Raw genomic sequence first — 14,542 nt, 5'->3', positions numbered from 1 at the left:
AGGCGCCCTCAAGTACGCCTTCGCCGGCAAGCCGGCTCCTACAGGGGTCTAAGGAGATCATCGAAATGAGCAACGAAAAATACGAAAAAGGCCTCAAGATACGTACCCAGGTGCTGGGCGAGGCCTATGTGAATCGCTCCATCGAGAACGCCGACGACTTCACCCGTCCCCTGCAGGAGATGGTCACCGAGTACTGCTGGGGCCACGTCTGGGGCCGCGAGGGTTTGTCGCTCAAGGAGCGCAGCATGATCAACCTGGCCATGATCTCGGCCCTCAACCGCCCACACGAACTCAAGCTGCATGTGCGCGGCGCCTTGCGTAACGGCCTGAGTCGTGAGCAAATACGCGAAATTCTGCTTCAGGTCGGCATATATTGCGGTGTTCCCGCTGCCGTCGACAGTTTCCGGCTCGCCCGGGAAGCATTCGCCGAAGCCGATGCCGAGGCCTCAAGTTAACCCCTCGGCTGTTTGAACTGAACGAGCACGGACGGTGCCCGTTTTGCATGGACAGCCACATTCTAGAGCGGACCCCATGAAACGCCTGCCACTCGACGACAGCTTCAAGGTCAATCGCAACCCCGTTACCCTGCGCGAAATCGTGCTGGATAAACTGCGAAGCGCCATCATGAACTTCCAGCTCCTGCCGGGAGATCGACTGGTCGAACGCGATCTGTGCGATCGCCTGGGCGTGAGCCGCACCTCGGTGCGCGAAGCCTTGCGTCACCTGGAATCCGAAGGCCTGGTGGAGTTCGCCGACGCCAAGGGCCCGCGGGTGGCGATCATCACCCTGGCCGATGCCGTCGATATCTATGAGCTGCGTTGCGTACTCGAGGGCCTGATCGTCCAGCTGTTCACCCTGCGGGCCAAGGCCAAGGACATCAAGGCCCTGGAAAAGGCCCTGGAAGAAAACCGCCAAGCCTTGAAGGAAGGTGAACTGCAGCAGGTCATCGACTCCGTCCAGGGCTTCTACGACGTACTGCTCGAAGGCTCCGGCAACCATGTCGCCGCGACACAGTTGCGTCAGTTGCAGGCGCGCATCAGCTATCTGCGGGCGACTTCGGTGTCGCAGCAGAACCGTCGCGGCGCCAGCAACCAGGAAATGGAACGCATGGTCGAGGCGATCAAGAGCGGTGATCCCCTGGCCGCTCACCAGGCGTGCGTCGACCACGTGCGCGCCGCCGCCACCGTCGCCCTTGATTACCTCAAGCGCAAGCAGGAAGAGACCGGGGCGATCCCCGAGATCACCCAGCCCATCGCACTCAAAGAACCTCGCATAGGTCGTTGATCATGTTCAGCCCGAGCTATTGTCCAAAGTGCGGCAGCAATGACCTCAAGTCACAACTGCCCCCGGGCGATACGCACGAGCGCCTGATGTGCCGCGTCTGCGGCTATATCCACTACGTTAATCCGAAAATCATCGCCGGCTGCATCATCGAACAGGACGGCAAGTACCTGCTGTGCCAACGCGCCATCCCCCCGCGCCCCGGCACCTGGACCTTGCCGGCGGGCTTCATGGAAGGTGGCGAAACCACCGAGCAGGCGGCGCTGCGCGAAGTCTGGGAAGAGAGCGGCGTGCGCGCGGAGATCCTCTCGCCCTACTCGATCTTCAGCGTGCCTACAATCTGCGAGGTGTACATCATCTTCCGCGCCATCGCGCTGGAGATCACCGGGCAATACGGGCCGGAAACCCTCGACTACAAATTCTTCGCGCCTGAGGACATTCCCTGGGACAGCATCTATTACCCGGCGATCCGGCAGATCCTCGAACGTTATATCGAGGAGCGCCAGGCCGGGGTCTACGGCATCTACATCGGTAACGACGACACCGGCAAGATCCATTTCATCCGCTAGCGAAACCCTCCAATATTCCGCCATCCCTTGTAGGAGCCGGCTTGCCGGCGAAGGCGTCCTTGAGTATTGCGCAGGCCTCGCGGACGCCTTCGCTGGCAAGCCAGCTCCTACAGGGTGATGTGGTGTTTGTCAGGTTGGTGACACACCTTCGACGATGATCACCTCGGCCCGCGCCACGCCTTCGCGGTGCCCTTTCGCCTCCTGATACAGCTCGGATCGATAACAGGCCAACGCCTGCTCGTACGAGTCAAACTCGATCACCACGCTGCGTTGCGGCGTCGGCCGACCTTCCATCGCTTCGCTGCGTCCGCCGCGCGCCAATATCCGACCCCCGTATTCGGCAAACGCCTTCGGTGCCCGCTGGGTGTATTGGCTGTATTGATCGGGGTCGTTGATATCCACGTGAGCAATCCAGTACGCCTTCATAGTGACCTCTGTGGTTGTTGTGTATTATGGTATACCACAATATATCTCCATCAAACACCGAGAATCCTTACATGGCCTTCAACAGCATCGAAGAAATCATCGAAGACTACCGCCAGGGCAAGATGGTGCTCCTGGTGGACGACGAGGACCGGGAAAACGAAGGCGACCTGTTGCTGGCCGCCGACCGTTGCAGCGCCGAAGCCATCAGCTTCATGGCCCGTGAAGCGCGCGGCCTGATCTGCCTGACCCTGACCGACGAGCATTGCCAGCGCCTTGGCCTTGAACAGATGGTGCCGAGCAATGGCAGCGTGTTCAGCACCGCGTTCACCGTGTCGATCGAAGCGGCGGTGGGCGTCACCACCGGCATCTCCGCTGCCGACCGGGCGCGCACCGTGGCCGCCGCCGTCGCCCAGGGTGCGAGCGCCGCCGATATCGTCCAGCCCGGGCACATCTTCCCGTTGCGCGCCCGGGAAGGCGGCGTGCTGACCCGCGCCGGCCACACCGAGGCCGGTTGCGACCTGGCTCGCCTGGCCGGCTTCACCCCCGCCTCGGTGATCGTCGAAGTGATGAACGATGACGGCACCATGGCGCGCCGCCCGGACCTGGAAGTGTTCGCGCGCAAGCACGGGATCAAGATCGGCACCATCGCCGACCTGATCCACTATCGTTTAAGTACCGAGCATACGGTGGTGCGCATCGGCGAGCGCGAGCTGCCAACGGTGCATGGCACCTTTCGTCTGATCACCTTTGAGGATCGCATCGAAGGCGGTGTCCACATGGCAATGGTCATGGGTGATCTGCGCCGCGATGAAGCGACGCTGGTGCGCGTGCACGTAATCGACCCGTTGCGCGATCTGGTGGGCGCCGAGTACAGCGGGCCTTCCAACTGGACGTTATGGGCTGCATTGCAGCGCGTGGCGCAGGAAGGTCGCGGCGTGGTGGTGGTGCTGACCAACCACGAATCCTCGCAAGCGTTGCTGGAGCGGGTGCCGCAATTGACCCAGGCGCCGCGGCAATTCAGCCGTTCGCAGTCACGGATCTATTCGGAAGTCGGTACCGGGGCACAGATCCTGCAGAACCTTGGCGTCGGCAAGCTGCGGCATCTTGGGCCACCGTTGAAATATGCAGGGCTGACCGGGTATGACCTGGAAGTCGTCGAGAGCATCCCGTTCATTGAATGAATGATGCCCCCCTGTAATTGGATGGACTCGCCCCAGCCGAGGCGTCAACGATAACCGGTGTTTTCTGGATAAACGCGGTGTATGTGAGTCCTTCGCTGGCAAGCCAGCTCCTACAGGGGGTGCGTCGTTCTACAGATTCGAGTTCTGCAATAAAAAAGCATTTTTGGCTGATAGCCGGTAAGGCAAAGTGCTTGCACAAAGTTTGGAATACCATAATATGATATTCCATAGACCGGGCGATTCAGCCAAGCGCACCCGACAGGGAAAGCACCCACAACAGCCCTTGGCCCGGTCGCCTTTCAAGGCCAGATGGACCTACTGCTCCCGATAGGCGGGCACTACCAAGCCCGCTCAAAAACACAACAAATGAGGGCGTGAAAATGGTGTTGAACAAACGTGCAACCGCAGTACTGTTCGCCGGCTTGCTGGCCACGGCCAGTCATGTGGTTATGGCGGCCGAAAGCGTCAACTTCGTCAGCTGGGGCGGTAGCACTCAGGATGCACAGAAGCAGGCCTGGGCCGATCCGTTCAGCAAGTCCACCGGTATCACCGTGGTCCAGGATGGCCCTACCGACTACGGCAAGCTCAAGGCCATGGTCGAAAGCGGCAACGTGCAGTGGGACGTGGTCGACGTCGAAGCCGACTTCGCCTTGCGCGCCGCCGCCGAAGGCCTGCTCGAACCCCTCGATTTCAAAGTCATCGATCGCGCCAAGATCGACCCGCGGTTCGTTTCCGACCACGGCGTCGGCTCGTTCTTCTTCTCCTTCGTGCTCGGCTACAACGAAGGCAAGCTGGGTGCCAACAAACCCCAGGACTGGTCCTCGCTGTTCGATACCAAGACCTTCCCCGGCAAACGCGCCCTCTACAAATGGCCAAGCCCTGGCGTGCTCGAACTGGCGCTGCTGGCCGATGGCGTCGCCGCCGACAAGCTCTACCCGCTGGACCTGGACCGCGCCTTCAAGAAACTCGACACCATCAAGAAAGACATTGTCTGGTGGGGCGGCGGCGCGCAGTCGCAACAGCTGTTGGCCTCCGGTGAAGCGAGCATGGGCCAGTTCTGGAACGGTCGCATTCATGCCCTGCAGGAAGACGGTGCACCGGTAGGCGTGAGCTGGAAACAGAACCTGGTCATGGCCGACATCCTGGTCATTCCAAAAGGTTCGAAGAACAAGGACGCGGCGATGAAGTTCCTGGCCAATGCCAGCAGTGCCAAGGGCCAGGCCGACTTCTCCAACCTGACCGCCTACGCTCCGGTCAACGTCGACAGCGTGGCGCGCCTGGACTCGGAACTGGCCCCGAACCTGCCGACGGCCTACGCCAAGGATCAAATCACTCTTGATTTCGCCTACTGGGCCAAGAACGGTCCTGCTATCGCGACACGGTGGAACGAATGGCTGGTCAAATGAAAATGACGGCAACTGCGTCCCGTCCATCCTCGCCCGTCGGGAGCGCCCTTGGCGCTGCCGGCAAGGCCGCTGCGATGACGCAAACCCCGACCCTGGCGCAACGCTGGCGCGGATCGAGCAACCTGATCCCCGCCCTGCTGTTCCTCGGCCTGTTCTTCCTGGCACCCCTGATCGGCCTGCTGCTGCGCGGCGTGCTGGAGCCTGTGCCTGGGCTGGGCAACTACGAGCAACTGTTCGCCAACTCGGCCTATGCCCGGGTCTTGCTCAACACCTTCTCGGTGGCCGGCCTGGTGACGCTGTTCAGCCTGCTGCTGGGTTTCCCGCTGGCCTGGGCGATCACCCTGGTGCCCCGCGGCTGGGGTCGCTGGATCCTCAACATCGTGCTGTTGTCGATGTGGACCAGCCTCCTCGCCCGCACCTATTCCTGGCTGGTGTTGCTGCAAGCCTCCGGGGTGATCAACAAGGCGCTGATGGCCATGGGCATCATCGATCAACCCCTGGAGATGGTGCATAACCTCACCGGCGTGGTGATCGGCATGAGCTACATCATGATCCCGTTCATCGTGCTGCCGCTGCAGGCGACCATGCAGGCCATCGACCCGATGATCCTGCAGGCCGGCTCGATCTGCGGCGCGAGTCCCTGGACCAACTTTTTCCGGGTGTTCCTGCCGCTGTGTCGGCCGGGGCTGTTCTCCGGTGGCTTGATGGTGTTCGTGATGTCCCTTGGTTACTACGTGACGCCAGCGTTGCTGGGCGGTGCGCAGAACATGATGCTGCCCGAGTTCATCATCCAGCAGGTGCAGTCGTTCCTCAATTGGGGCCTGGCCAGCGCCGGTGCCGCGTTGCTGATCGTGATCACGCTGGTGCTGTTCTACTTCTACCTGAAGCTTCAGCCGGAATCCCCGGTTGGCGCCAGCAACGCGAGGTAAGCCGTCATGCTCCTGACCCCCAATGCCATGAGCCGCCGGATGCGCTTTGGCCTGTATGCCACCACCGGGCTGATCGGTCTGTTCCTGTTGTTGCCGATCGTGTTCATCGTCCTGCTGTCGTTCGGCTCGTCGCAATGGCTGGTGTTCCCGCCACCGGGCTGGACGCTGAAATGGTACGGCCAGTTTTTCTCCAACGCCGACTGGATGAACGCGGCCATGGCCAGCCTCAAGGTCGCGGTACTGACCACGTTCTTTGCCGTTGCCCTGGGCCTGCCGACCGCCTTCGCCCTGGTGCGCGGGCGCTTCCCGGGCCGGGAAATGCTCTACGGCCTGTTCACCCTGCCGATGATCGTGCCGCTGGTGATCATTGCCGTGGCGGTGTACGCGCTGTTCCTGAAACTGGGCTACACCGGGACCATGTTCGCGTTCGTGGTCAGCCACGTGATCGTCGCGTTGCCGTTCACCATCATTTCGATCATCAACTCGCTGAAGCTGTTCGACCAGTCGATCGAAGATGCCGCGGTGATCTGCGGTGCCTCGCGCCTGCAGGCGGTGTTCAAGGTGACCTTTCCGGCGATCCGTCCGGGCATGGTAGCCGGCGCCCTCTTCGCCTTCCTCGTCTCGTGGGATGAAGTGGTGCTGAGCGTGATGATGGCCAGCCCGACCCTGCAAACCCTTCCCGTGAAAATGTGGACCACCCTGCGCCAGGACCTGACGCCCGTGATCGCCGTCGCCTCGACGCTGCTGATCGGCCTCTCGGTATTGGTCATGGTGATCGCCGCCGCACTGCGCCGGCGCAACGAAATCAGCGCCTAAGCGCAGGAGTACGACATGAGTGCAGTGATCAAAGATTCCGCGCAGCAAAATGACAAGCCCCTGGTGAGCCTGCGCAACCTGAACAAATACTACGGCGACTTTGCCGCCGTGGACGACATCTCGCTGGACATCAAGGACGGTGAATTCCTCACCTTCCTCGGCTCCAGCGGCTCGGGCAAAAGTACCACCCTGTCGATGCTCGCCGGTTTTGAAACCCCGAGCAGCGGCGAGATCCTGGTCAATGGCCAGTCGCTGGTGAACGTGCCGCCGCACAAGCGTGACATCGGCATGGTGTTCCAGCGCTACTCGCTGTTCCCGCACCTGTCGGTGCGCGACAACATCGCCTTCCCGTTGGCGATCCGCAAACTGGCCACCGCCGAGCGTGAACGTCGGGTCGATGCCATGCTCAAGCTGGTGCAGCTCGAGCAATTCGCCCATCGCCGCCCTTCGCAACTCTCCGGCGGCCAGCAGCAACGTGTCGCCATCGCCCGGGCGCTGGTCTACGAACCACGCATCCTGCTGATGGATGAACCGCTGGGCGCACTGGACAAGAAACTGCGTGAAGACTTGCAGGACGAACTGCGCCAGCTGCATCGGCGCCTGGGCATCACCATCGTCTACGTGACCCACGACCAGGAAGAAGCCATGCGCCTGTCCCAGCGCATCGCCATCTTCAGCCACGGCAAGATCGTCGGCCTGGGCAGCGGTTATGACCTGTACCAGAACCCGCCGAACGCCTTTGTCGCCTCGTTCCTCGGCAACTCGAACTTCCTCAAGCTCAAGGCCCAGGGCAACGCGGTGGCTTCGTTCGAAGGGCAGCCGCTGTCGATCCGCCTGACGGCCGGGCTGCAAACCGATCAGGATGTGTTGCTGATGGTGCGGCCGGAAAAGGCCTTGGCCTTGAGTATCGAACAAGCCGCCCAGGAACCGCTGGCCGCGGGCTGGAATGAAGTGACGGCCAAGGTGGTGGAGGTGTTGTTCCTGGGTGAAAGCCAGACGTGCAGCGTGGTGACTTCGGGCGGTACCTCGATGACCGTCAAGGCGCTTTCCGCAGCGGGCATGCCGATGCAGGCGGGGGATCCGGTGCGGGTGCGTTGGGCGACTGCGGATGCTTGTGTTTATACCGAGTGGGCGGAGAGTGATTTGAACAAGGCTGCAGGGGCGCATTGATGCCTTGAGGTTCCCCTGGGCCGTTAATTGAGTATCACCCTCGGGTCGCCGCAACGTCGGGTTGCGGTGGCCCTTTTTTTTGGCGTACATATCCATTGCTGCAGTACCGCAAAACCTTGTGTGAGCCGGCCTGCCAGCGATGGCGTCCTGACAGCCACCCCATCTCTCGCGGCCGTACCCGATCTATTGTAGGAGCTGGCCTGCCGGCGATGGCGGCCTGACAGCCACCCCCATCTCTCGCGGCCGTACCCGATCTACTGTGGGAGCTGGCCTGCCGGCGATGGCGGCCTGACAGCCGACCTGATCTCAAGTGAACGCCCCTGTAGGAGCTGGCTTGTCGGTCGCCGCAGCGCAGCGATGGTCGTCAACGATGACGCGAGCTGTCTGTGGGACCGCGTATTTCGGACGTTTTTCGCGAGCAAGCTCGCTCCTACAGGTAGGAGGTGCGCCATAGGTGGCCGTTACCGCAGGAATGGATATGTACTCCAACACCAAACAATAGGTCGGCTGTCAGGCCGCCATCGCCGGCAGGCCAGCTCCCACAGTAGATCGGGTAGGGCCGCGAGAGATGGGTCGGTTGTGAGGCCGCCTTCGCTGGCAAGCCAGCTCCTACAGTAGATTGGGGACGGCCGCGAGAGATGGGTCGGTTGTGAGGCCGCCTTCGCTGGCAAGCCAGCTCCTACAGTAGATTGGGGACGGCCGTGGGAGATGGGTCGGTTGTCAGGCCGCCATCGCCGGCAAGCCGGCTCCTACAGTAGATCGTGTATAGCCGCGATCAGGTAGCAATCCGGATATGTTTACGAGCAAAACAAAAATGCCCGGCCAAAAGCCGGGCATTCCAGACAAACAAAAACCATCAATCGGTATAACCCAACTTAGAAGCCCGACTCCGCTCAGCCCGCCCACGGGTAGCCAGGCAATAGTAGAGCGGACAAGTCACCACCAACCCCACCAGCCACGACAAGTCCGCCCCTTCCACCAGATTGGCATAAGGCCCGACATACAACGAAGTATTGGCAAACGGTAGCTGCACAATGATCCCGATGAAATACGCGACGATCGCATGCAGATTGTAGCGCCCATAAATCCCGCCATCCGCACGGAAGATCGAGGTTATGTCATAGGACCCGCGCTTGATCACATAGAAGTCGATCAGGTTGATCGAAGCCCAGGGCACCAGCACCAGCAGCAACGCCAGGATCAGCCCGATGAACTGCGAGATGAAGTCCGCCGAAGCGCCCAGCGCCACCACACAGCAGCCCACCAGCACCACGGTCGACAACACCACACGCACCTTGATGCTCGGCGTCCACTGACTGGCGAAGGTCTGGATCGAGGTGATGATCGACAGCACCGCGCCATACAGATTCAAGGCGTTGTGGCTGATGATGTTGAGCAGGAACAGCACCATCAGGATCGGCCCCAGCCAGCCGGTGGATTGCTTCACCGCAGCCATTGCTTCGGTGCCTTCCGGGGTCGCCAGTACAGCCACCGCGCCGAAGGTGAAGGACAGGATCGTGCCCAGGGTTGCCCCCAGGTAGGTGGCCCAGAACGGCTTGGCGATGCCGATGTCGGCCGGCAGGTAGCGCGAGTAGTCCGACACGTAGGGCGAAAAGCTGATCTGCCAGATGATCCCCAGGGACACCGTGGCCAACCAGCCGGACAAGTTGAAACCGCCGCGGGTGAAAAAGTCCGCCGGCAGGTCATGGGCGAAGATGTAGAGGAAGCCGGCGAGCAAGGCGCTGCCCATGACCCAGGTGCCGATGCGGTTGAGTGAGTGGATGAAGCGGTAACCGATCACACCGATCGCCGTGGCGCTCAGGGCGCCGATCAGGATGCTCGCCGGCACTGGCACCGACGGTGCGATGCCGACAATCGACTTGCCCGCCAGCACGATGTTGGAGATGAAGAAACCGACGTAGATCAGTGCGGCGAAGAACACGATCAGCAAAGCGCCATAGCGCCCAAACTGACCCCGGCTCTGGACCATTTGCGGAATACCCATGCGCGGCCCCTGGGCCGATGCCAGGGCAATCACCAGCCCGCCGACCATATGCCCGAGGGCAATCGCCAGCAACCCCCAGAACAGGTCGAGGTGGAACACCTGGACCACCATGGCACCCGTCACGATGGGCAGCGGCGCGATGTTGGTGCTGAACCATAGAGTGAAAAGATCGCGGGCCTTCCCGTGGCGCTCTGCGAGTGGAACGTAATCGACCGTGTGATTCTCGATCAACGGGTCTTGCCGGGACATCTGGGACATATGCATGAACTCGAGTTTGTCTGTTCTTATCTTTGTATGAAGCCAAACCGGGGGGACTCTGTGGTCGCCCCTCAGATGCGCACCATATTATGGTATTCCAACATTTTCACAAGACTGATCCGGTCTTCGAATGCCCATCTGATCCGCCATCCTGCCCGCCAGTCAGCGTTCATGACCCGCTTGAAGCCCCGTAAACATTGAGGTTCCGACGACGACCCTACGTTTATCGGTTCACCGAAAAAGACCTTGCAAACGATGTATTACGGTATACCATCAGACCTACAAACTCATAAAAACCACGCTTCACTCCCGAGGACAGTCCAATGATCGATGCCGCCATCTACAAACAAGTCATGGGCTCGTTCCCGTCCGGCGTTTGCGTGATCACCACACTCGATGACGACGGCCAGATCGTCGGCCTGACCGCCAGCGCCTTCAGCTCGCTGTCGATGGACCCGGCCCTGGTGTTGTTCTGCCCCAACTACAGCTCCGACTCCTACCCTGTCCTGATCAGGAACAAGCGCTTTGCCATTCACGTACTGTCCGGCGGCCAGCAGAGCGAAGCCTATGCCTTCGCCCGCAAGGGCAAGGACAAGGCGCAGGGCATCGAGTGGACGTTGAGCGAGCTGGGCAACCCGATCCTGGCCAACGCCACGGCGGTCATCGAATGCGAGTTGTGGCGCGAATATGAAGGGGGCGATCACGCGATCATGGTCGGCGCGGTGAAGAACCTGATCGTGCCCCGGCAGAACGCCGGGCCGCTGGTGTATTGCCACGGCAAGATGGGTGCCTTGCCCGTTCTGGCCTGACACTTACAGGCAAAAGATCACCGCCTGTGTAGGAGCTGCCGCAGGCTGCGATCTTCTGATCTTAAAATTGTTGCATCAATATCGTATTATGGTATACCAATAATCAACAGCCCCGCAGTCGACGGGTCGACCACAAGAGATTCGAGGTAGCGTCATGAAATTTTCCCTGTTCGTACACATGGAACGTTGGGACGAAAGCGTCAGCCACCGCCAGTTGTTCGAAGACTTGACCGAACTGACGCTGATGGCCGAGGCCGGTGGTTTCAGCACCGTATGGATCGGTGAACACCACGCCATGGAATACACCATTTCGCCAAGCCCGATGCCGCTGCTGGCCTACCTGGCCGGCAAGACCACCACCATTCACCTGGGCGCCGGCACCATCATCGCGCCGTTCTGGCACCCGATCCGGGTCGCCGGTGAATGCGCGCTGCTGGACGTCATCAGCAACGGGCGCATGGAAGTGGGCCTGGCCCGTGGCGCTTACCAGGTTGAATTCGACCGCATGGCCGGCGGCATGCCCGCCTCCTCTGGCGGCCAGGCATTGCGGGAAATGGTTCCGGTGGTGCGTGCCCTGTGGCAAGGCGACTACGCCCATGACGGCGACATCTGGAAATTCCCGACGTCCACCAGCGTGCCCAAGCCGATCCAGAAGCCGAACCCGCCGATGTGGATCGCCGCCCGTGACCCGGACTCGCACAACTTCGCCGTCGCCAATGGCTGCAACGTGATGGTCACGCCGCTGATGAAAGGCGACGAAGAAGTCCTCGACCTGAAGAACAAATTCCAGGCCGCCCTGGACAACAACCCGGACGTGCCGCGCCCGCAATTGATGGTGCTGCGTCATACCCACGTGCACTCGGCCGACAATCCCGAAGGCTGGAAAGTCGGGGCCAAGGCCATCGCCAGGTTCTACCGCACTTTCGATGCCTGGTTCGGCAACAAGGTAACCCCGGTCAACGGCTTCCTGGAGCCCAGCCCGGAAGAGAAATTCGCCGGCCGCCCGGAGTTCGAACTGGAGAGCCTGCACAAGACCGCCATGATCGGCACCCCGGAAGAAATCATCCCGCGCATCAAGTACTATCAGGAACTGGGCGTCGACGAGTTCAGTTTCTGGTGCGACAACAGCCTGCCGCACGCCGAGAAGAAAAAGTCCCTGGAGCTGTTTATCAAGCACGTGGTTCCGGCGTTCCGGTAGGAGCAAGCTTGCTCGCGTTGGACGCCAACGATAACGCGCGCCATCTGAATGACCGCGTTGTCCTGTGGGAGCGGGCTTGCTCGCGAAAGCGTCAGGTCCGTCGCCATCGATGTTGAATGAGCTGCCCTCTTCGCGAGCAAGCTCGCTCCTACAAGGGTCGATTCCCATGTCCAATGGTCGTCTCCAATCACTCGCCCTTCCCTCCAGCGCCGCGCGGGCTTACCTGCGCGGTGGCTGGACGTCTTCGCACCTGCATTTCAAGCGCCTGCGCGCCAGCGTTACCGCCAAGCAGAACGGCTTCTGGCAAATAGTTCACTGAGCCCACCCGAACAGGAATCCACGTAGCCGAACGTCAGGCGATAGCCTCGCGCTTGCGCTGCATTGTGCTTCGGGACGCTACCGCGTCCGGCCATGATCAGGTTTGCTCCATGAACAATAAAAACGCACTGTTGATCATCGACATGCAACAGGAGGACGGCTTCGTCCTCGAACACTTCGACTCGGTGGTGGCCAACACGGCCTTCCTTCTCGAAACCGCCCGCCAGCAGCGGGTCCCGATCCTCTATACCCGTCATGTCAATCCAGCCGATGGCAGCGACCTGCCGCCCGGCGAACCCCGCGCGCCCGACGGCGGCCCCAGCGGTTATCGCGCCGGCACCCGCCAGGTGGAGATCATCGAGAGCCTGGCCCCGCAGCCCGCTGAAACGGTGATCGATAAAGGCCGCTACAGCGCCTTCCACCGTACCGACCTGGATGCCCGGCTCAAGGCGCTGGACGTTCACACGCTGACCATCTGCGGCGTACTCACCGATGTCTGCGTGCTGACCACGGTGTTCGACGCCTTCGCCCTGGGTTACCACATTCGCCTGGTCAGCGACGCCTGCACCACGACCACCCTCGCCGGCCACTACTCGGCCCTGTTGATCATGGCCAACTGGGTCTACTCCCTGGAAATCCTCACCCGCAGCGAATGCCAACGCGCCCTGGAAAACCGCGACTACCTGAGCCTCAATCCCGAGCACCCGGACCTGTTCGCCCACCAGCCCCATGAGCTGCCAGGCACCATCGCCCGTTTGCACGCCCACCTCGCCCGGACTCAGGAGTAATCGCCATGCAAGTCGAAAAAAGAAGCATCGATTTCATCCCCGAAGGCGAACGCCATGGCCGGCCGGGGTCGCTGTTCTTCATCTGGTTCGGCGCCAACATGAACATCACCACCATCGCCTCCGGTGTGCTGCCGGTGGTGATGGGGCTCAACCTGTTCTGGAGCGCCCTGGCAATCGTCGTCGGCTCGTTGCTGGGGGCGATTTTCATGGCCTCCCATTCCGCCCAGGGGCCCAAATTGGGCATTCCGCAGATGATCCAGAGCCGCGCGCAATTCGGCGTGCTCGGGGCGGTGTTGCCGCTGCTGTTCGTAATGCTGATCTACCTCGGGTTCTTCGTCAGCAATACCCTGCTGGCGGCCCAGGCGCTGGAGTCGGTCAGCCCGCTGCCGGCCAGCGGCAACATCTACCTGATCGGCGCCCTGTGCTTCGTGGTAGCGCTGTTTGGCTACCGGCTGATTCACCGCTTGCAGAAGCTGCTGTCGATCCTCTCCCTGCTGGTCTTCGCCGCCGCCACGCTGTTCGCCCTGCAGCTGTCGATCCCGGCCGAGCAATGGCTGCCGACGGGGTTCTCGCTGTCGAAGTTCCTGGTGGCGGTGAGCATCGCCGTGACCTGGCAGCTGTCCTATGCGCCCTATGTCGCCGACTATTCGCGTTATCTGCCGAGCAATACCTCGAGCGCCCAAGTGTTCTGGTACAGCTACGCCGGCACGGTCAGCGGCGGTGCCTGGATGATGATCCTAGGGGCGATCCTGAGCGTCGGCATCGGCGACTTTTCCAGCAACGTCGGCGGCCATGTCGCCGGGCTGTTCGGCAGCGGCGCGATCCTGCTGTTCGCGTTCATCGTCTATGGCCAGGTGTCGATCAACGTGTTCAACCTGTACGGTGCGTTCATGTCGACCATCACCGTGATCGAACCCTTCGCAAGATTGAAAGTGACGCCGCGGGTGCGCGGCCTGTTCATGCTGGTGATCAGCGTGGTGGCGACCGGCCTGTGCACCATCAGTCAGGACGATTTCATCACCTTCTTCCTCAACTTCATTTTCTTCATGAGCTACTTCCTGATCCCCTGGACGGCGATCAACCTGGTGGACTTCTATTGCCTGCGCAAAGGTGAATACCGGATCGACGACATCTTCGACCTCAACGGGATTTACGGGCGGGTCAACTGGATCGCCTGCGGCAGTTTTGTCCTGGCGATTGCCCTGGAGATTCCGTTCATGAATACCACGCTCTATGTCGGTCCAGTGGCCACGGCGCTCGATGGCGTCGACCTGGCCTGGCTGGTCGGCTTGCTGGTGCCGGCCTTGAGTTATTACTGGCTGATGAAGCTCGGCAAGCGCGGCGAACGCATCGCTGAACTGTCCTGATCCATCCCTCAAGAACACAAC

15 protein-coding genes are annotated in these 14,542 nt (G+C 61.2%); 13 read left to right on the top strand and 2 right to left on the bottom strand.

Annotation, left to right across the window (positions count from 1 at the left end; genetic code table 11):
* The first annotated feature begins 65 nt into the window (after positions 1-65).
* The 3 genes from SOP95_RS15315 to SOP95_RS15305 all read left to right on the top strand — a co-directional run bounded on the left by SOP95_RS15315 (position 66) and on the right by SOP95_RS15305 (position 1,850).
* Positions 66-455, top strand: a complete 390-nt coding sequence (locus tag SOP95_RS15315; protein ID WP_008059553.1) for a carboxymuconolactone decarboxylase family protein — start codon at positions 66-68, stop codon at positions 453-455.
* Between the two features lie 76 nt (positions 456-531).
* Positions 532-1,284: a GntR family transcriptional regulator gene (locus tag SOP95_RS15310; protein WP_046817510.1), complete on the top strand. Its 753-nt coding sequence runs from the start codon at positions 532-534 to the stop codon at positions 1,282-1,284.
* A 2-nt stretch (positions 1,285-1,286) separates the two neighbouring features.
* Positions 1,287-1,850: an NUDIX hydrolase gene (locus tag SOP95_RS15305; RefSeq protein WP_274077873.1), complete on the top strand. Its 564-nt coding sequence runs from the start codon at positions 1,287-1,289 to the stop codon at positions 1,848-1,850.
* 129 nt (positions 1,851-1,979) lie between these two features.
* Here SOP95_RS15305 and SOP95_RS15300 read toward each other — a convergent pair whose 3' ends face one another.
* Entirely contained in the window at positions 1,980-2,276 is a 297-nt protein-coding gene (locus SOP95_RS15300; RefSeq protein ID WP_323607485.1) for a DUF1330 domain-containing protein, read from the bottom strand.
* A gap of 71 nt (positions 2,277-2,347) precedes the next feature.
* On the opposite strand from SOP95_RS15300, the gene ribBA reads away from it, so the two are divergent.
* The 5 genes from ribBA (at position 2,348) to SOP95_RS15275 (ending at position 7,778) form a co-directional block, all read left to right on the top strand.
* On the top strand, positions 2,348-3,457 hold the full coding sequence (gene ribBA, locus SOP95_RS15295; protein ID WP_323607484.1) for a bifunctional 3,4-dihydroxy-2-butanone-4-phosphate synthase/GTP cyclohydrolase II: 1,110 nt from the start codon (positions 2,348-2,350) through the stop codon (positions 3,455-3,457).
* 380 nt (positions 3,458-3,837) lie between these two features.
* Positions 3,838-4,863 (top strand): ABC transporter substrate-binding protein, encoded by a 1,026-nt coding sequence (locus SOP95_RS15290; protein WP_274077870.1) that lies wholly within the window; start codon positions 3,838-3,840, stop codon positions 4,861-4,863.
* Entirely contained in the window at positions 4,860-5,792 is a 933-nt protein-coding gene (locus SOP95_RS15285) for an ABC transporter permease (RefSeq protein WP_323607483.1), read from the top strand. Before SOP95_RS15290 ends, SOP95_RS15285 begins: the two co-directional genes overlap by 4 nt.
* Positions 5,793-5,798: 6 nt before the next feature.
* Positions 5,799-6,608 carry an ABC transporter permease gene (locus SOP95_RS15280; protein ID WP_007976227.1) on the top strand — a complete coding sequence of 270 codons (810 nt, stop codon included), beginning with the start codon at positions 5,799-5,801 and terminating at the stop codon, positions 6,606-6,608.
* Between the two features lie 15 nt (positions 6,609-6,623).
* Positions 6,624-7,778 carry an ABC transporter ATP-binding protein gene (locus tag SOP95_RS15275; RefSeq protein WP_274077868.1) on the top strand — a complete coding sequence of 385 codons (1,155 nt, stop codon included), beginning with the start codon at positions 6,624-6,626 and terminating at the stop codon, positions 7,776-7,778.
* Between the two features lie 856 nt (positions 7,779-8,634).
* Here SOP95_RS15275 and SOP95_RS15270 read toward each other — a convergent pair.
* Positions 8,635-10,041 (bottom strand): purine-cytosine permease family protein, encoded by a 1,407-nt coding sequence (locus SOP95_RS15270; RefSeq protein ID WP_323607480.1) that lies wholly within the window; start codon positions 10,039-10,041, stop codon positions 8,635-8,637.
* 323 nt (positions 10,042-10,364) lie between these two features.
* Between SOP95_RS15270 and SOP95_RS15265 the strand changes: the two genes are divergently transcribed.
* The 5 genes from SOP95_RS15265 to SOP95_RS15245 all read left to right on the top strand — a co-directional run bounded on the left by SOP95_RS15265 (position 10,365) and on the right by SOP95_RS15245 (position 14,521).
* Positions 10,365-10,850: a flavin reductase family protein gene (locus SOP95_RS15265; RefSeq protein WP_274077866.1), complete on the top strand. Its 486-nt coding sequence runs from the start codon at positions 10,365-10,367 to the stop codon at positions 10,848-10,850.
* A gap of 154 nt (positions 10,851-11,004) precedes the next feature.
* Positions 11,005-12,048, top strand: a complete 1,044-nt coding sequence (locus SOP95_RS15260; RefSeq protein ID WP_274077865.1) for an LLM class flavin-dependent oxidoreductase — start codon at positions 11,005-11,007, stop codon at positions 12,046-12,048.
* 166 nt (positions 12,049-12,214) lie between these two features.
* Complete coding sequence (locus SOP95_RS15255) at positions 12,215-12,367, top strand: hypothetical protein (protein WP_162837834.1); 153 nt, start codon at positions 12,215-12,217, stop codon at positions 12,365-12,367.
* Between the two features lie 109 nt (positions 12,368-12,476).
* Positions 12,477-13,154 carry an isochorismatase family cysteine hydrolase gene (locus SOP95_RS15250; protein WP_274077863.1) on the top strand — a complete coding sequence of 226 codons (678 nt, stop codon included), beginning with the start codon at positions 12,477-12,479 and terminating at the stop codon, positions 13,152-13,154.
* Between the two features lie 5 nt (positions 13,155-13,159).
* Complete coding sequence (locus tag SOP95_RS15245; protein ID WP_323607477.1) at positions 13,160-14,521, top strand: purine-cytosine permease family protein; 1,362 nt, start codon at positions 13,160-13,162, stop codon at positions 14,519-14,521.
* Positions 14,522-14,542: the final 21 nt, after the last annotated feature.

Source organism: Pseudomonas sp. YuFO8 (assembly GCF_035065025.1).
Lineage (GTDB): Bacteria > Pseudomonadota > Gammaproteobacteria > Pseudomonadales > Pseudomonadaceae > Aquipseudomonas > Aquipseudomonas putida_AE.
This window is presented reverse-complemented; position numbering and strand designations above follow the sequence as displayed.